Here is an 18689-nt window from a genome sequence, read left to right as displayed (position 1 = left end):
TTTTTAGATTGATAACGTTTCTTTCGGAAACGTTACCTCGCATCTCCTTCTTGCTTGGAAACGTTTCCTTTCGATGAATCTAATGTATCACGTTTTGGAAACGTTTTCAATACCCTTTTGACAATTTTGTTGAACCTGTTCAAAAAAAGAGGCTGGGTTTTGTGCAACTTGCACAAAACCCAGCCTCTTATCATTTTCAGCCCTTACTGCTATACAGCTTCTTTCCATGGCAGTTCTTGTACTTAAGTCCGCTGCCGCATGGACACGGATCATTCGGATAGATCTTCGGCGCCTTCCTGCGCTTAGGTCCTGACTGAGAAGGACCGTCGTCCTTATTCGTTCCTGTCGGCTTGGCCACCTCTTCACGCTCGATCTTTCTCTCGAAGCGGATGCGGAACATCATCATAACTGTATCGTGACGAATAGCCTCGTTCATGGCATCCATCATCTCATAGGACTCGGCCTTGTATTCATCGATAGGATTCTTCTGTCCGTATGCTTGGAGGCCTATGCTCTGTCTGAGCTGCTCCATATCGTCGATCTCTTCCATCCAGTGCTGGTCGATAGCACGCAGAAGCACTACTCTCTCTATCTCATGGAAGTCAACCTCCTCCGGAGCCTCGGCTGCCTTCTGCTCATAGAGCTCGTCTGCCTCCTCTATGATCTTCTCCTCGAGATCTGCGACATTCTTTATAGAATGCTGGTCAAGGAAGTCCTCGGTGACAGGCTTCATAGGTATCACATCGAGCAGGATGCGGTTAAGCTCGTTCAGATCCCACTCATCACGGCCTATTCCGTCATTTATTACCTTCTCTACCAGAGACCTTACCTGATCTGCGATCATTGCCTTGATCTGATCATGCATATCCTCGCCGTCGAGCACTCTGCGTCTCTGCTTGTAAACAAGCTCACGCTGGTCATTATTGACCTCGTCGTACTCGAGCAGGTTCTTTCTGATGCTGAAGTTATTGCTCTCGATCTTCTCCTGGGCATGCTCTATTGCGCTTGTGAGCAGCTTGTGGTGGATCTGCTCGCCCTCAGGAATACCAAGGGAATTAAATACCTTTATAAGTCTCTCTGATCCGAACAGGCGCATCAGATTGTCCTCAAGGGAAATGAAGAACTGGGACTCACCCGGATCCCCCTGACGACCTGAACGTCCACGCAGCTGGTTATCGATTCGTCTCGACTCGTGGCGCTCGGTTCCTATGATCTTTAAGCCTCCGGCCTCGCGGGCCTCGTCATCGATCTTGATATCGGTACCACGTCCGGCCATATTTGTAGCTATAGTCACATGACCATGGATACCGGCCTGAGCTACGATCTCAGCCTCCTTCTCATGGTTCTTGGCATTCAGGACCTCATGCTGTATGCCCTCACGGCTTAAAAGCTTGGATAACCGTTCAGACACATCGATAGTAATCGTTCCTACAAGGACTGGCTGGCCCTTGGCATGGGCTTCCTTTACCTCGTCAACTACTGCCGCAAACTTCTCCTTCTCGGTCTTGTATACAGCGTCGTCATGATCTATACGGATGACAGGCTTATTGGTCGGGATCTCGATTACATCCATTCCGTAGATATCACGGAACTCCTGCTCCTCAGTGAGGGCGGTACCTGTCATTCCGGCCTTCTTGTCATACTTGTTGAAGAAGTTCTGGAATGTGATATCGGCCAGGGTCATGCTTTCTCTCTTGATATCCACATGCTCCTTGGCCTCGATAGCCTGGTGGAGTCCGTCTGAATAACGGCGGCCAGGCATGATCCTTCCTGTGAAGTCATCTACTATCAGGACCTCTCCGTCCTTTACGACGTAGTCCTGATCCCTGTGCATAAGCTCATGAGCCCTGATCGCAAGGATCACATTGTGCTGGATCTCAAGATTCTCAGGATCTGCAAGGTTTTCTATATGGAAAAATTCCTCGGTCTTCTTTATGCCTCTCTGGGTTAGGTTTACTACCTTATCCTTCTCGCCGACTATATAGTCACCTGTCTCCTCCTGCTCTATTCCCATAATGGCATCCATCTTGGAATATTCCGGGAGATCCTTGCCTCGCTCCATCTGGCGTACAAGCACATCGCACATCTCATAAAGCTTGGTCGACTTGCCACTCTGGCCTGAGATGATAAGAGGCGTACGGGCTTCATCGATGAGAACTGAGTCCACCTCATCTATGATCGCATAGTGCAGGCCTCTCTGGACCATGTCTTCTTTCCTTACGACCATGTTGTCTCTCAGATAGTCAAATCCCAGCTCATTGTTCGTGATATAGGTGATATCACAGTTGTAGGCGGCCTGACGCTCCTCCTTGTCCATGTCATTCAGGACACAGCCAACTGTAAGACCAAGGAACTCATGGACTGCTCCCATCCACTCTGCATCACGCTTTGCCAGGTAGTCATTTACCGTTACTACATGGACTCCCTTGCCCTCAAGGGCATTCAGATATGCCGGAAGGGTACATACAAGTGTCTTTCCTTCACCGGTCTTCATCTCTGCGATACGGCCCTGATGAAGAATGATGCCACCGATCAGCTGGACCCTGAAGTGCTCCATTCCGAGTGTACGCTTCGCAGCCTCGCGGACTACTGCGTACGCCTCAGGAAGGATATCGTCAAGAGTCTTGCCATTCGCAAGCTGCTCCTTGAAGTAATCGGTCTTGCCTCTAAGCTCTTCATCAGAAAGCTTTCCCATCTCATCGCGATAGCCCTCTATCTTGTCTACTATCGGTCTGATACGGCGCAGCTCATGCTGGCTGTGGGTTCCAAATATCTTTGTGACTATACTCATATGTGTGTGTTTTCTCCTTATGTATTCTTTTCAAAGAAGCCAATTAGGATATATGATAACACGTTTATAAAAATTATACAAGTTTTATCAGATCACGAAGTCGTACTGTCCTATCTCTGTGCCAGTTATGTCCTTTATAGTGACTGAATCCAGATAATCGGTGATAGCCTTGTAAAGGCCCTTCCACATTTTCATCTCGCGAGCTGCCGAGACATTGTCTCCCTTGTCCTCATCCATATTCGGTACTGGTTCGAGAGAACCCTCTGTGACCTCGAGGATTTCCCTTATAGTATATTCCTCAGGGCTCCTTGTAAGCCTGTATCCGCCGCCCTTGCCTCTTAGCGAGACAACAAAGCCGCTCTTGGAGAGCATTGAGACTATGGACTCCAGATATTTCTCCGATATCTCCTGCCTGTCTGCTATATCGGAAAGCGGAATGAACTCTCCATTATTATGCTCAGCCAGATCTACCATCACTCTGAGCGCGTATCTTCCTCTGGTACTTATGGTCATATCTTTTCTCCTATTATTCCCATCTTTTCACCGGGTTTGTTTTATTGTCTCATGAATCCGTTTTTCTGTCAATAGGAAGAACTATAGTAGCAAGCCTCTGGCAGATACCGATCAGGTATCTGACCATGTCATTTCGCGGAAAGTTCCTGTTGGCAGCCATATTAAGAGTAAGCGACAGCCGGGCCGGAACAAATGCAAGATATGGCGAAAATTCTCCGACTATCTCCGGTATCCTTGCCGCGTCTATCCTTGCCTTCTCCCAGAAGGAAAGCGTCACCTGGTCATTATCCTGCTTTATCCTCGTGATAAAAGCCCTGTGGGCGGTGTTTCTCAACAGGGCTGCATCAAGCAGGCTAAGAAGCGTCCTCCCTGGATCTCCAAATCTGTCTATAAGCTCCTCAAGAAGCTCCTGCTGCTCCTCATCAGATGAGAGCGTGCTTATGCGCTTGTATATATCAAGCCTCGTCTCCTCATCCCTGATATAGGATGCTGGTATATAGGCATCCAGCCTTATATCCACATTTGTCTCGAAATCATCTTCAATCGCTTCGTCGATACCCTTTTCCTTTGCGACGGCTGCGTTTAAGAGCTTACAGTAAAGCTCATAGCCTACTGAAGCCATATGTCCTGACTGCTCCTCCCCGAGAAGATTCCCTGCCCCGCGGATCTCCAAATCCCTCATGGCTATCTTGAAACCGCTTCCAAGCTCTGTAAATTCCTTTATTGCTGCAAGTCTCTTCTCTGCGACCTCCTTGAGCGACTTGTTGCGTCTGTACATAAGAAATGCGTATGCTGTCCTCGAGCTCCTGCCTACCCTTCCACGAAGCTGATAGAGCTGCGACAGGCCCAGCTGGTCGGCATCATGGATAATTATCGTGTTTACATTGCTTATATCAAGCCCTATCTCGATAATAGTCGTCGCAACAAGCACATCAATATCCCTGTTCACGAAATCTGTCATGATTTCCTCGAGCCTGTTTTTCGACATCTGACCATGGGCATATTCGACATTTGCGTCAGGGACCATCGCGGCTATCCTTGCTGCAACGTCAGCTATCTGTCTGACCTTGTTTATCACATAGTAGACCTGACCGCCTCTGGCCAGCTCCCTTTCTATGGCCTCTCTTACCATCTCATCATTCTGCTCGAAGACAAAGGTCTGGATCGGTACCCTGTCTGTCGGAGCATCGACAAGCAGGCTCATGTCGCGGATTCCCGACATGCTCATATGGAGGGTGCGTGGTATCGGTGTCGCAGAAAGCGACATCACATCCACATTCTTCTTCATTTCCTTTATCTTTTCCTTATGGGTGACGCCGAATCTCTGCTCCTCGTCAATGATCAGAAGGCCTAAGTCCTTGAAGCCCACATCTTTTGACAGGAGCCTGTGAGTCCCTATCACTATATCTACCCGGCCTTCCTTCAGTCTGGCTATAGTCTCCCTGTTCTGGGCGGATGTCCTGAAGCGGCTCAGCATTTCTATATTTACAGGATAGTTTTTCATCCTTTCCTTAAAATTATTATAATGCTGCTGACAGAGTATGGTCGTCGGCACCAGATACGCGACCTGCTTGTTTTCCTGGACTGCCTTGAAGGCCGCCCTCATGGCTATCTCTGTCTTCCCGAACCCCACATCCCCGCATACAAGCCGATCCATGATCCTTGGACTTTCCATATCAGCCTTAACATCATTTATGGCCTGCAGCTGGCTGTCGGTCTCCTCGTAAGGAAATGAATCCTCAAACTCCTTCTGCCAGACTGTATCCGGTCCATAGACATAGCCCTTGTTCTTCTGTCTTATCGCATACAGCTTTACTAACTCCTTTGCCACCTCGCCAACGGCTGACCTGACACGGGACTTGGTCTTCTTCCATGCCCCGTCACCAAGGGAATTCAGCTTTGGCTTCTTATCGCCCACGCTTCCGTACTTTGACAGGACATCCAGATTCGTGACCGGCACATAGAGATTCGAGTCTCCGGCATAGGAGATCTTAAGGAAATCCTTGACGACCCCGTCGACCTCTATCTTTTTTATACCCTCATAGATGCCAAGCCCATGATTCTCATGTACTACATAGTCACCGGGCGAGAGTTCTCCGAAGCTCGTTATCTGGGCGCCGGAATTATGCTTTTTCTTTCTTTTCTTTTTTCTTACGGCTGCGCCAAAAATGTCGCCCTCGGCAATGTATACAAAGCCTATATCCGGAAATTCATATCCCCTTCTGATCGACCCCGCCTTTATCATCACCTGACCTGGCTTTATTGCGGTCTCGTCCGTATCAGAATAGAATGCGTTGATCCCGTCTGCAGTCAGATCATCCTTTAGCTTCTTCCCTCTTGTCGACGAGGATGTGACTATACAGATCCGGTACTTCCTGTTTTTGTAGGACCCGATCTCCTTTTCCAAAAGCCCGATCGAATTCTGGTAGCTCGTCACCGAGACCTGATGGACATAGAACTGATCCTTCGGCTTCAGTATACCTGTATTTCCTGCTATCTGGGCAAAAATGATCCCATTCCTGCCGCCAAATCTGGCTATTGTCTCTCTTGAGCCGAAAAGTATCTGCTGCTGGAGAGGCAGGGCTGTTCCGTTCTCAACTCTCCTCATCATGGCCGATGAGACCTCCTGCTCCACGACCTCTGCACTTTCTAAAAGTCTTGCAGGCTCATCGAGGAAGATCATCCCATCCTCAGGTATATAATCGAGCAGGCCTGATTTCCTGTCCTCAAAGTACATCTGAAAATTGTCTGCCGACGACATATCCCCGCCATCCAAAAGACCTGTGAAGTCCTCGTACATGGTCTTTAAGGCAAAGGCCTCCTCGGTCTTCATTGAATCCCTGAGGCTTGTATATCTGCTTTTGAAATCCTTTTCAAGGCGTTTAAGTCCTTCTCTTTTTCTTTCCTCCGTGAGGAAAAGCTCCATGGCAGGATCGATGCGGGCGCTCTCGACATTCTCATCAGATTTCTGACTTCCTATATCGAAGGTCCTTATAGTATCGATCTGGTCATCCCAGAACTCTATCCTGACCGGAACATCCTCTGTAAGCGGGAATACATCTATTATCCCTCCACGTGAGGCAAACTGGCCCGGTTCCTCCACCTGAGCCGAATTCTGATAGCCGGAGGCGACCAGCCTTTTCTGAAGGACAGACGGATCTATTATATCTCCCGGATGCAGCATGATGACCCCCTCGCGCAGCTCATCAAGGGGAGGGAGTATATTCATTAGTGCATCTACGGTTGTCGCTATTGTGATCTTTTCCTTTTCTATTATAGAGCGAAAGACCTTCATCCTCTCCCTTGTGAGGGTGTTGCCCTTGACATTTGACTGATAGAAGAGCACGTCCTTGGCCGGGAAATATTCGGTGTCCTGATCCAGATTCCTGTATTCATCCACGAAATCCAGGGCCTTTTTTTCTGTATCAAAAACGATCAGCTTACAGCTGCACTCGCCGCCCAGAGCCATGACTGTACCCGCTCTGGCCTGATCTAGTATGCCGGACAGCTCGTACATGCCTCCTTTTTTCAGTCTGTCTCTTAGTTCCTGTATTTCTCCAAGCTCATAAAGAGGTGAATAGATCTTCTTCATATGTCTGCCATTATTCTTCTAAACCAGAAAACCCGACCCATAAGGCCGGATTCTCTGGAAAAGTATGTATGAAAAGTATGTAGTGGAGGCAACTATGTTAGCTTTTGCTAACGTTAGTTGGTACTAACATAATATACTATATTCCAGATGATAATGCAAGAGGTTTTTGAGGGAGTGGTTGAATTTTTTTAAATTTTTATACAATTTTCTGTCTCCAGATGTCTTTTACTATATTTAGTCTGATCTGTCGATTCATACCATTATATTGAACAAGACTTCTATTTTCTCGAATTTTCCGATCGGATCGGTGTCCCTCAGCTATCCTCTGCAAATACTGTCCTTTACCGCATTTCCCTAAAAAACACGCTTACCGCCTACCATGCCTGCCGCAGGTCACTATCCTTTATCATGTCGCCTTCTGCCCTCTTGCCTGATCTATATATTGTAGCTGCATCAACATGAAATTACCTCACAGCACTTTGCCGTTCTATCATCTGGTGGTTAATGACCTCCTGCATAATCTGTATTGCAATAAAAGGCTTTACAGATCCATTCCAGCTGTAGCGGATGCGGCTTACAGCCTATTAATGTGTGATGACCTCGCAGCCATCCTCTGTTACCAGGACCTGATATTCCCACTGAGCAGATGGCATCCCGTCAAGCGTGTAGACCTCCCAGTTGTTCTCCTTGTCTGTATAGATATCCGCCGCTCCCATATTGATCATCGGTTCAATAGTAAAGCACATTCCAGGGACCATCAGCATATCCTCGCCTCTGTTGGACAGGTAGCCTACCCATGGCTCCTCATGGAATTCCAGTCCGCAGCCATGCCCGCCTATTTCCCTTACCACGCTGTAGCCATTTTCTTCAGCATGTGTATGGACTGCCTCTGCCATGTCTCCCAGAAAGCCCCATGGCTTTACCTGAGCAAGTCCCAGATCACAGCACTCCTTTGTGACCTCGACTAAGCGTCTCTTCTCCTCGGAGACCTCACCTATCATGTACATTCTAGATGAATCCGAGAAATATCCATCGAGTATCGTGGAGCAGTCAACATTTATTATGTCTCCATCCTGAAGCACCACATCCTCTGAAGGTATGCCGTGGCAGACCTGATCGTTTACAGATGTGCAGACACTCTTAGGGAAGCCCTCGTAGTTGAGCGGAGCCGGTACTCCTCCCATTCCATAGGTGACATCGTTTATTATATCGTCGATCTCCTGGGTCGTCATTCCCGGATGAATCTGCTTCTCTACCTCATCGAGACAGGCCATGTTTATGGCTGCGCTCTTTTTTATCTTTTCTATCTGGTCAGGAGTCTTGATTATGGTCCTGTCCGGGACCTCATGTCCCTCAAGTCTGATACGCTCTATCCTCCTGTCAAATGCTTCATGGCACTGCTTGTATTTCTTCCCGCTTCCGCACCAGCAGGGATCATTCCTGCCAATCTTTACTATCTTTTTTTCTTTCCTTCCAAAGCCTGATCCTAATGCCTTCATTTGCCTGTCTTTCTTTTTAAATTCTTCCTTGACGAAGAATAAGCCACTCCATATCCCAGTGTGATCCTTCCCATTCTGATCCTCCACCAGGAATCGCTTATCTTCACATCATGTTTCTTACGAAGCCTTTTGTACGCTTTCCCATCAAAGCTGTAGGAAGCGAATGTATCGTCATTTTTCTCTGCTAATTCTCTCTGATACTTTTCTGCTATGGCAATATCCGAAATCGTCCTGTTTATGGTCTGATAGGAAACCGGAAGATTCTCTCTCTGATCATCATAAAGATCTTCATAAAAATCCGTCGTTCTGTTCTCCAGCTGCTTCTTCTCCTCCGTCGTAAGCGCCGTTCCGGAGTCCTCGGCCATCCGAAGAAGTATCCTGTCATGTATGGCCATGTTTATAGAGGCTCTTTTCGCCTCGGAGACGACAAACTTCCCACCCAGATTAGAATCCCAGTAATCCCATGGCTTTTCCGGATCATAGGCAAGAGCAGACTTCTGTACCTGATTCTCCTCGTAGGTCACATAGAAGGCCAGATCTCGAAAGGTCAGCTTCTCACCGTCAACCACGGCTGCCGTATCATCCAGATGATCCTTGTAGATAAGGTCCCTGCTCCTTGTAAGTCCCTGATACAGACCCCCCACAATCAGAGCTGTGATCCCTGAGGCTACAAGGATCGCAGCAAGACTCTTCCCTGCCCTGGCCTTAAAGCGGGCCAGCCGGCTTTTTCTCTTGTCTGTCATATAACCCTTCTGATCGCAAGTACTGTTCCATGGTTCCAGGAACGGTTGTGAGTGATGCCGGCACGCGAGCTCTGTGCTTCAACTATCAGGCCGTCTCCGGAATAGATAGCCACATGTCCCGGATAGCAGACTATGTCTCCGGCCTTTATATTGTCAGGGCTTACTGCCTTTCCGACAGACCTCAGGGCTGCTGAGTTTCTCGAGCCTGACAGGTCTATGCCAAAATGTCTGTAAACCTGTACGACAAAGCCTGAGCAGTCAACACCGTTGGTCAGGGAATTACCTCCCCATACATAGCGGTTTCCAACAAACTGCATAGCATAGCTTACTACCGATGAGCCTGAGACGTCTGTGGAAGGAGACGGATCGGCATCCTGGATAAATGGGCTTGATCCGCTGCCTCCGCTGCCTCCGCTGGCTCCGCTGGCTCCGCTGCTTCCTCCGCCGTTGTTGTCATTATTGCCTGTCAGGGCCGCCTGGGCTGCTCTTGCTGCGGCAGCTGCCTTGGCAATATTCCTCTGTCTCCTGGCCTCCTCAAGCCTCTGTCTTCTCTCGGCTGCTCTTTTCCTTGCAAGTGCCTTTGCAGCCTTTACCTGACTCTGAATATCTGACACCTCGTCCTTTTTGGATTCTATCAGATTCTTAAGGCTCTTTTTCTGATCCTTTAATGACTTCTTTTCCTTGTCAAGTTCCTCGCGCTTGTCCTTTAAGTCCTCCTCCATTCCCTGGATCTCAACTCTCGTCGCCTCATAGGAATCAAGAAGATCCCTGTCATAGCTGTATACAGCATTCATATACTGGACCTTGTTGATAAAGTCAGTAAGTCCCTTTGAGCCTATAAGGATATTGAATACATTATTCTCCGTATCATTCTCATAAAAGTATCTGATACGGGATTTCATGGAATTGTACTGCTGCTTCTCAGCCTTCTTCGCATCCGCGAGGTCATCCTCTGCGTCCTTTATGTCCTGATCATTTTCCTTGATATCCTCCTCAAGGGCATCGATCTGGGAAATAAGATCCACCAGCTGGGAGCGGAGGTCATCGAGCTGGGACTTTTTTTCCTCGCTCTGTCTCTGGAGGCTCTTTATACGGCTCTTAAGTCCGGCAGCATCTGCCTGTATATGCGGCGTTGTAAAGATCATCACAAGTGCTAATGTGAATGCACCTAGTCTCTTCATTTACACCTCTCCATTCAAATCACATTTTTTATAGTATAACACAAAAAAAGAGGGCAATAAAGCCCTCTCTGTAAATATGTATTCAGTTGTATAAGTACGGTCAGCAGAGCCTCATCCTTATCTCCTCGGTGATCACATCCTTATAGCTGAATGACAGCAGCTGATCCGGATGATCTGCATCATCGTCTGATACCAGCACAGTGAAGACACTCGGGTATGCTTCCTTGATCACCCCTGTACGGACATCCACCTTATTGCGGCCCTTGTCAAGCTGAATCATGACCTTATTGCCGCACTGCTGCTGGATTGAATAACGCACCTTTTCGTACTCAGTCTGTTCCATTATTGATTTTCCTCCTGCCCGCCATTAGTCAAAACGCCAAATGGCAACATATACAAGATGTAGTATACCACCTTTCTGCTGGATTGTCAAAATAGTTTTACATATTTTTTATATAATTTACAAAATTGTATCAGTCATGGTTTCCTTCGTTTCGAACCAGCATCATTTTTCACATTGTATAATATATTTCGTACCCGTTTTCGGAGTTCTGTCTGCAGTATCATACAGCTGCTGCAGGACAGGCCTGCTTAAGGAGGAATATGAGATTCATGGAGAAAAGAGGCAATTACTGCGGATACAGGTGTGACAGCAGCTCATCTGCTCAGATGCTTAGGGAACTTAGGAGAAAATCCTGCCTCACGCAGGAAAAGGCAGCCTACGGGATATGCTCGGTCCAGAAATACTCACGGATTGAGGCCGGAAAGGATGTACCATCTGAGATAGAATTTATAAGCCTTATGTCAAGGCTTGGCGATCCCGGGCTTTCCTATCAGGACCTCTATACCCCCGAAAACAGCGAGCGTTTATCTCTTCGCACGAGGATACACGAGGAAGCTCTTCTCGACAACTGGGAGACGCTCAGCGAATGTCTGTGCCGTTACTACAGTCTTTTTCCGGTCCTTTCTCCTGAGGAAAAACAGCTTCTCGGCTTCTACGAGGCAATACTTTGTTATTTCCAGAGCGATTTCATGAACGGGACCCAGCTCTGCGAATTATGCATGGATCTGATAAGCGCACAACGTCCCGATTTTTCCTCGTCCTCCGATATCGGCTTCATTCCGACCCAGACCGAATTTCTCCTGATAAACGCTCTTAGCGTCGGCCTGTCTGATTCCGGAGATCCATCTCTAGAAAATGAGGCGATAGGTCTCCTCCATACTCTTCTCCTTCTCAACATGAAACGGTCGCTTCCTGTGATAATGAGGAGGACAAATATAGGCATCCTTATCAATCTGTGCGAGCTTGAGATAGAAATGGGCGAGCTTTATAAGGCAAAGGAGCATCTTTCGCTGCTTTTCACAAACATTTCCTACTCCGGTGGCTCCAGGCTTTATTATCTTGCCCTTATGTGCAAGGCCGACCTCCTTGATCGGACCGGCAACCCCGAGGCTGCCTGCGAGCTCCGCCACAGCGCCTCTCTTATTTTTCATAAAAATTCCAGAAAAAGTGCCCATAAAGTACTCGTTTTTTAATTTCTCTTGTGCTATACTATTTTTAAACAACCCGATGGATGGGACTTTTTCCTCCCAGACAAATATATAGCAAAGGGGGTTTTCATCATGAAGATCAACATCACAGGAAAAAACATCGAACTCACTGACGGCATCAAGACTGCAGTAAATGACAAGCTCGGAAAGCTCGGGAAGTACTTTACTGACGACACCGTTATCAATGTCACCCTCTCAGTAGAGAAGGACAGACAGAAGATCGAGGTCACGATCCCTATCAAAGGACAGATTATCAGATCTGAGCAGGTTTCCAATGATATGTATGTATCGATCGACCTTGTAGAGGAGGTTATAGAGAGGCAGCTTCGTAAATACCGCACAAAGCTCGTTTCCAGGCAGAACGAACCAAGGGAATTCTTCCAGGAGGATTTCATTGATGACGAGGATATCGATGAGGAGTCCCCGATAAAGATCAAGAGGACTAAGCACTTCGGCATCAAGCCTATGTATCCAGAGGATGCCTGCGTACAGATGGAGCTTCTCGGACATGACTTCTTCGTATTCAGAAACGCTGAGACTGACGAGGTAAATGTGGTCTATAAGCGTCGTGGCAACACCTACGGTCTTATAGAGCCTGAATTCTGATACTTGTCTTATTTTTAGCTGCAGATCGTCAAGGGGGCTTCTAAGTCTCTTTGGCGATTTTTTATTTCTGGAGATATCATGCGGACCCTTCTTTCACTTATTTATGTAGTTCTCTTCCTTATCATTTCTCTCCCTGTCCTTGGGATTTCCTGGCTTATCAGCAGAAAAGATCCTTCCCGGACCGATAAGTTCATTATGCACTTCGTTCAATGGGGTTTTTCCTGTGTTGAAAAAATATCAGGATCAAGCGTGGAGGTCAGTGGACTTGAAAACATACCATCAGACCAGCCTGTCCTTTTCATTGGCAATCACCAGAGCTTCTTTGATATCGTCATCACCTACAGCCGTCTTCCGAATCTTACTGGCTTTGTTGCCAAAAAGTCCATTTTCAAGGTTCCTGTCCTTGGCCTCCTGATGAAAAGGCTTTACTGCATCTCTCTCGACAGAAACAGCCTTCGTTCCGGTATGGATATGATACTTACTGCTGTTGACAGATTAAAGCACGGCGTCAGCATTTTCATCTATCCTGAGGGCACCCGGTCAAAGGACGGAGAAGTCCATAAGTTTCATCCGGGCAGCTTCAAGATCGCTACAAAGGCTAAGGTCCCGATCGTCCCTGTCACTATCACAGGCACAAGGGACATCCTGGAATACCACTTCCCTAACATCAAGAAAGCAAGGGTAACCCTGACCTTTGGTAAGCCGATCGAGACAAAGGAACTGAGTAAGGAGGAGATAAAGGAGTTGCCTGAGAGAGTGAGGGGTGAGGTGCGAGGTGTGAGGTGTGAGGCCGAAAGCCTGTAGGCAAGAGCGAGTCGAAGACGAAGCTCGAACCACAGGCAAGGCCGTTCTGTGAGGCTGAAAGTTTCGAGATGAGAGCGAGCTTATAGCGAAGCTCGAATCCGAAACGAAGCCGTTCTTTGAGATTAATGAGAGCGAGCCATAGGCGAAGCTCGAATTTAGCGAAAAGAACTTCCTTATTAGCGAAAGCAAGCCGTAGGCGAAGCTTGAGCTTAGCGAGCAGAACTTCCCGAGGTGAGAGGTCTGAGGTGTGAGGTGTGAGGTCTGAGGTGTGAAGGGTTAGGTTCTAGAGATAGGTGGTATCTGATGGTGTCCCTGATCCCTGATCCCTGGCTTCAAAAAGCTGCTTCCAAAAAACAAGAGCCCCCATGCTGGGGGCCCTGTAAAAGAGGGGGAGTATGAAAAACGAAAACAATTTCCGTCTCAAAAGGAACTGTGATTTCCTTTTGATGGTTATATGATACATAATGTTTGTGTTTGAATTGTGAACAGCCAATGAAAAGTTTATTAAATAAAATACCATCAATAAATTCGCCATCCTACGGGATCGTAACCGGAGCATCGCGAGGCATAGGGCGCTCAATCGCCATTAAAATGGCCGAAAACGGCGTAAATCTGGCTATCTGCTGCAGGAACTCTGTGGACATGCTTGAGGAGCTAGGAAAGGAGCTGGAGCAGAACTACGGTATCAGTGTAATATGCCAGGGATGCGATGTAGGTGATCCGGATTCTGTAAGTGCCATGAAATATAAGGTGTTAGAGAACTTCCCTCATATCGACTATATGGTAAACAATGCCGGAATCTCCTTTATCGGCCTTATCACCGATATGTCAGTGGAAGACTGGAACCGTATGATAGCTGTCAACCTTTCTTCACTTTTTTATATGACAAAGGCCTTTATACCTTCCATGATCCATCAGAAAAGAGGGTCCGTACTGAACATCTCGTCTATGTGGGGTAATGTCGGCGCCTCCTGCGAGGTAGCCTATTCAGCCAGCAAAGGCGGAGTCAATCTCTATACAAAGGCTCTTGCCAGAGAACTGGCTCCATCCGGGATCAGGGTCAATGCGATCGCTCCAGGCTGCGTTGATACTGATATGAATTCCTTTTTTTCTCCAGAAGAAAAAAAGGATCTGGAAAACCAGATCCCTCTCGGCCGATTCGCTTCTCCTGATGAAATAGCTGATGCAGCCTGGTCAGTAATGAACCTGACCTATGTGACTGGACAGATTCTCACTGCTGATGGTGCCTTTATCTGATCCGCCTAATCATCTGAGTTCTTGTCCAGGTACTCGGTAAGAGCATTTGCGATCAGCGCCGAAAACGATATGCCTCTTCTGTCAGCCTCCTCACAGGCCTGCTTGTATATATCGGGTCTCATTGTAAGAGTATACTGTTTCTTTTTGTTAGCAACTCTGGGCCTCCCTCTGTGACGGGACTCGGTCTGTGCTCCGGCCTGTTCGCTAGTGCTTATATCACTCATTTCTTTTCTCCTTTTATTTATAATTTACTTAAATATTTATTTTTATCTACTCACATTACTATAACTTATAAATAAATCTATGTCAACACCATTTTTTCACTTTATAAGACACTTTATCATAATTGTATCTTCAGATTAAAAAAACAGGATGAAAAAGAAGTATCTCTTCCTTTTCATCCTGCTTTATTCAGTCCTCCCTGGTCGCTATGATATCAACGCCAGTATCACAGACATTCTTTATTATTACATCACCGATATGCACCGGAGACTTTACCTTCACTGTTCCAAGCGCCTTTACAATATCACCGATCCTTGCCTTTGGTATATCGGAGGCGGTCTTTACGGACACCACAGCGTCCCTTCCGCCCTCTACTGCAACTGTACTTGTCACTATCCTTGTAGGGCTAGTGACCTCCTTTCTTCCATAATCCTCGCCGCGCTTGCAGGTATTACCTGTTACTGATTTTACCTCCCCGTTTTCTATGGTAACTGTAAGGGCACATCCCATGGGACATCCTATACAGGTCAGATTCCTTTCCATTGTTCTACCTCCTGTTCAGGCTTCCTCCAGGCCTATTTCTATCGAATCAGCATCTCCAAGATCTGATTTCTTAAGGACCACCTGTTCCATTTCACCGGGTGCCATTATCTGCTTCCTTCTGCGGACAAGCTCCCTGCCTGCTGCCCTTACGACAATAGAGGCTCCCTTATAGACATCGGCTACGCGAAACCTTACTGTGATCGTATCCTCCATGGCCTCGGGTCTTACGGTCTGAGGCACAGTATAGCGTACCCTGCCATCACATCTTATGTCTATGGTATTATATGATGTCTCGCCGTGCCTTATGAATTCTGCTGCATAGTGTCCGGCATTCTTTGCCTCTGTTGAGACGAAATCCACCAGATCATGGACATGCAGCACATTTCCACAGGCAAATATTCCAGCAACGCTTGTCTCCAGCGAGTCATTTACGACGGGGCCATTTGTGATCCTTGAAAGCTCAACGCCGCAGTCCTTTGAAAGCTCGTTTTCAGGGATCAGTCCACAGGACAAAAGAAGCGTGTCGCACTCATATCTTTCCTCAGTACCGGCTATCGGTTTCCTGTCTGCTCCAACCTCTGCTATTGTCACAGCCTCGACCCTTTTCTTTCCCTCAATGCTTACAACTGTATGGGAAAGCTTTAATGGTATTCCGAAATCGTCAAGGCACTGGACTATATTTCTTTTGAGTCCTCCTGAATATGGCATGAGCTCGGCTACTACCTCGACCTTAGCGCCCTCCAGCGTCATGCGTCTGGCCATTATAAGTCCAATATCACCTGAACCCAGGATCACGACTTTCCTTCCCGGCATTTCTCCTTCCATATTTACAAGGCGCTGGGCGCAGCCCGCAGTATATATGCCGGCTGGGCGAAAGCCCGGAATATTCAAAGCGCCGCGGCTCCTTTCCCTGCATCCCATTGCAAGTACCACAGCCTTTGCCTTTACCATGAAAAGTCCATCAGTCGGATTCATTGCTGTGACTGTCCTGTCATGGCTTATATCCATCACCATTGTGTTCAGTCTGTAGTCGATCTTCTGATCGATGACCTGGGAAATGAACCTTGCTGCATATTCAGGTCCTGTCAGCTCCTGGTTAAAGGTATGGAGTCCAAAGCCATTATGTATACACTGGTTCAGGATGCCTCCGAGTCTGTCATCTCTTTCAAGTATTAGTATATCAGAAATCCCATCAGCTCTGGCTGAAAGTGCAGCAGCAAGACCCGCAGGACCTCCTCCGACAATTACAAGATCATAATTTTCCATTAGAAGCCTCCCTTATTTAGTCCTGCCATAAACCAGTAGGCTGTCTCCGCCTGATTTGGTAACCTGCTCAGACGAAAGGCCTGCATATTTTTCCAGAAGCTCCATCTGACGCGGTGTGCAGAATCCGGCCTGGCATCTGCCCATTCCGGCTCTTGTTCGTCTCTTGATCCCGTCAAGGGTCCGTGCGCCAAGCGTTCTTGTGATCGCATCCTTTATTTCGCCCGCCGTCACCGATTCGCACCGGCAGATGATCTGACCGTACTCCGGATGTTCCTTTATCAGTGTGTTCCGATCCTCTGCAGACAGCTTCTTCGGATCGAGGATTCCTATCCTTGTACCGTTGAATCGTTCATTTTCCTTAAGAGAAAGACTCTCTGCCACCATCATTGCCAGGTCTGCTCCTATTGCCGGTGCGCTTGATAATCCCGGTGACTCTATCCCTGCCGCATCGAAAAATCCGCTGCAGTCGGCCGCCTCCCCGATGATGAAATCTCCTCCATCCTCGTGAGCCCTTAGTCCTGCAAATGATGTGATCACACTTCTGTATGGTATATCCTTTATCGAAAGCGCGCTCATCTCCTCGACCCTGGACAAGCCATCGGCCGTTGTTTCAATGTCCTCTTTATCCAGTATATCCTCTGCTGTAGGCCCTATAAGCACATTCCCATGCACTGTAGGAGTCACCAGAATTCCCTTTCCAAGCTTTGATGGCAGCTGGAAAATAGTATGGCTGCAGATCCCTGCCGCCGACTTGTCCAAAAGCTCATATTCACCTCTTCTGGCCGTGATATGGATCTTCTTCTCTGATACCATATTGTGGATGATATCAGCATAGACACCGGCTGCATTTACAACTGCCCTTGCCTGATATTCACTATTCTCTGTCTTTATGGAGAAATGGTCATCGACCTTTTTCACCCCGGTGACTTTTGAATTGAAGGCGAATTCCACGCCATTGTCCGCGGCATTTTCCGCAAAAGCTATATTCATCCCAAACGGGCAGATGATCGCTGCCGTAGGCGCGTAAAGCGCGCAGGTAACCTCATCGGCTATCTGCGGTTCCATCTCTATGATCTGATCTCTTTCTATTATAGAAAGTCCTTCTACTCCGTTCTTCTTCCCCTGTTCAAGCAGCCGTTCAAGCTCCGCCCTGTCCTGATCCTTCCTGCATACCACAAGAGACCCCGTCTTCTTATACGGGAAATCAAGCTCTTCTGACAGCGCCTCCATGACCCTCGAACCCCACACGTTATACTTTGCCTTGAGCGACCCCGGCACTGCATCATATCCTGCATGCACTATCGCACTATTCGCCTTTGTCGTGCCAGAGCAGACATCACAGTCTGCCTCAAGCACCAGAAATCTCCCTTTGTGCCTTGAAAGCTCTCTGGCTGTGGCTGAACCGACTGCGCCGGCCCCTATGATCACCACGTCATACATCTGTCTTTCCTCCTTATCTATAAGCCCCGCGAAACTAAATCGTCTCGTTATAGTTTCGATTATATCACGATTCGGAGGAGTGAGCAAGGGAGGAGGCTTCTTTGCTACATTCTTCGAGAACTTACTGATTTCACCAGAATAAATCCGGCGGCCAATGTCCAAATGTTGTTCTTTGGTGTATTTCATGGTAAACCTCTTGTTCAAGTAGAGAATATCAACTGTTTTAGAAATGGATTTTTTGTCTTAGGCGTAGCCGCCACACATGGCTGAACTTTGAATCCATAATCATCGGCGAACTGCTTAAAACGTATATTGATCTTCCCTTCAGAACCTTTTGTTCTAGGTGAATCCATTACAGTTTTCATGTTGTCTGTGACTATTTCTTCCGGGACGCCGCCAAATGTCTCGAAAGCGTTATCCAGACAGGAGAAAAGAACATCCTGAGACTTACTCATAGTAAGTTGATAGACCCTGTATCTCGAAAGAGATAGAATCAGCACGAATATATTTATCTCGACCCATCCGATATCTGTGGTAAGCAACTTCATTGATTCTTTCCAGTCAAGCTGCGCCTGCTTACCTGCCTCTGTCTCATATCGTATAAATGCCTGGCTCTTTGATGGTCGTCGTTTATTAAAATACGCCTTGAACTCTGGAACCGCATTCAGATAGTTGCAGAAG

Annotated in this window: 16 protein-coding genes; 4 read left to right on the top strand and 12 right to left on the bottom strand. The window is 47.5% G+C overall.

Annotation, left to right across the window (positions count from 1 at the left end; genetic code table 11):
* Positions 1–196: 196 nt before the first annotated feature.
* The 7 genes from secA to ACTNCK_RS09085 all read right to left on the bottom strand — a co-directional run bounded on the left by secA (position 197) and on the right by ACTNCK_RS09085 (position 10662).
* The gene (gene secA, locus ACTNCK_RS09115) at positions 197–2791 is read right to left on the bottom strand and encodes a preprotein translocase subunit SecA (protein ID WP_441082209.1); all 2595 of its coding nucleotides are present in this window, start codon (positions 2789–2791) and stop codon (positions 197–199) included.
* A gap of 87 nt (positions 2792–2878) precedes the next feature.
* Positions 2879–3304, bottom strand: a complete 426-nt coding sequence (locus ACTNCK_RS09110; RefSeq protein WP_441082208.1) for an RrF2 family transcriptional regulator — start codon at positions 3302–3304, stop codon at positions 2879–2881.
* 49 nt (positions 3305–3353) lie between these two features.
* Positions 3354–6896 (bottom strand): transcription-repair coupling factor, encoded by a 3543-nt coding sequence (mfd, locus tag ACTNCK_RS09105; protein ID WP_441082207.1) that lies wholly within the window; start codon positions 6894–6896, stop codon positions 3354–3356.
* 584 nt (positions 6897–7480) lie between these two features.
* Positions 7481–8395 carry a methionyl aminopeptidase gene (locus tag ACTNCK_RS09100; RefSeq protein ID WP_441082206.1) on the bottom strand — a complete coding sequence of 305 codons (915 nt, stop codon included), beginning with the start codon at positions 8393–8395 and terminating at the stop codon, positions 7481–7483.
* Positions 8392–9138 carry a hypothetical protein gene (locus tag ACTNCK_RS09095; RefSeq protein WP_441082205.1) on the bottom strand — a complete coding sequence of 249 codons (747 nt, stop codon included), beginning with the start codon at positions 9136–9138 and terminating at the stop codon, positions 8392–8394. The genes ACTNCK_RS09100 and ACTNCK_RS09095 overlap by 4 nt, the downstream gene beginning before the upstream one ends.
* Positions 9135–10319: a C40 family peptidase gene (locus ACTNCK_RS09090; RefSeq protein WP_441082203.1), complete on the bottom strand. Its 1185-nt coding sequence runs from the start codon at positions 10317–10319 to the stop codon at positions 9135–9137. The genes ACTNCK_RS09095 and ACTNCK_RS09090 overlap by 4 nt, the downstream gene beginning before the upstream one ends.
* A gap of 100 nt (positions 10320–10419) precedes the next feature.
* A complete protein-coding gene (locus tag ACTNCK_RS09085) occupies positions 10420–10662 on the bottom strand; it encodes a Veg family protein (RefSeq protein ID WP_441082202.1) in 243 nt (80 codons plus the stop codon).
* A 269-nt stretch (positions 10663–10931) separates the two neighbouring features.
* On the opposite strand from ACTNCK_RS09085, the gene ACTNCK_RS09080 reads away from it, so the two are divergent.
* From ACTNCK_RS09080 to ymfI, 4 genes are all read left to right on the top strand, one after another.
* The gene (locus ACTNCK_RS09080; protein ID WP_441082200.1) at positions 10932–11855 is read left to right on the top strand and encodes a helix-turn-helix domain-containing protein; all 924 of its coding nucleotides are present in this window, start codon (positions 10932–10934) and stop codon (positions 11853–11855) included.
* An 87-nt stretch (positions 11856–11942) separates the two neighbouring features.
* Entirely contained in the window at positions 11943–12476 is a 534-nt protein-coding gene (gene hpf, locus ACTNCK_RS09075) for a ribosome hibernation-promoting factor, HPF/YfiA family (protein ID WP_441082199.1), read from the top strand.
* Between the two features lie 249 nt (positions 12477–12725).
* Complete coding sequence (locus ACTNCK_RS09070; RefSeq protein ID WP_441082198.1) at positions 12726–13280, top strand: lysophospholipid acyltransferase family protein; 555 nt, start codon at positions 12726–12728, stop codon at positions 13278–13280.
* A 492-nt stretch (positions 13281–13772) separates the two neighbouring features.
* Entirely contained in the window at positions 13773–14537 is a 765-nt protein-coding gene (ymfI, locus tag ACTNCK_RS09065) for an elongation factor P 5-aminopentanone reductase (protein WP_441082197.1), read from the top strand.
* A 5-nt stretch (positions 14538–14542) separates the two neighbouring features.
* Here the strand turns inward: ymfI and ACTNCK_RS09060 are convergent, their stop codons facing one another.
* The 5 genes from ACTNCK_RS09060 to ACTNCK_RS09040 all read right to left on the bottom strand — a co-directional run.
* Positions 14543–14761: a hypothetical protein gene (locus ACTNCK_RS09060; protein ID WP_441082196.1), complete on the bottom strand. Its 219-nt coding sequence runs from the start codon at positions 14759–14761 to the stop codon at positions 14543–14545.
* A gap of 187 nt (positions 14762–14948) precedes the next feature.
* Positions 14949–15302, bottom strand: coding sequence for a DUF1667 domain-containing protein (locus ACTNCK_RS09055; RefSeq protein ID WP_441082195.1), 354 nt, complete (start codon positions 15300–15302; stop codon positions 14949–14951).
* 15 nt (positions 15303–15317) lie between these two features.
* Entirely contained in the window at positions 15318–16568 is a 1251-nt protein-coding gene (locus ACTNCK_RS09050; RefSeq protein WP_441082194.1) for an NAD(P)/FAD-dependent oxidoreductase, read from the bottom strand.
* A 12-nt stretch (positions 16569–16580) separates the two neighbouring features.
* A complete protein-coding gene (locus ACTNCK_RS09045; RefSeq protein WP_441082193.1) occupies positions 16581–18008 on the bottom strand; it encodes an NAD(P)/FAD-dependent oxidoreductase in 1428 nt (475 codons plus the stop codon).
* 200 nt (positions 18009–18208) lie between these two features.
* The coding region (locus ACTNCK_RS09040; RefSeq protein WP_441082192.1) for a DDE-type integrase/transposase/recombinase at positions 18209–18689 on the bottom strand (481 nt) is incomplete at its 5' end.

This window comes from Candidatus Weimeria sp. HCP3S3_B5, assembly GCF_052064335.1.
In the GTDB taxonomy this organism is placed as follows: Bacteria; Bacillota; Clostridia; order Lachnospirales; family Lachnospiraceae; genus Weimeria.
The sequence above is the reverse complement of the archived record's forward strand: the minus strand, read 5'-3'. Positions and strand labels throughout refer to the sequence as shown.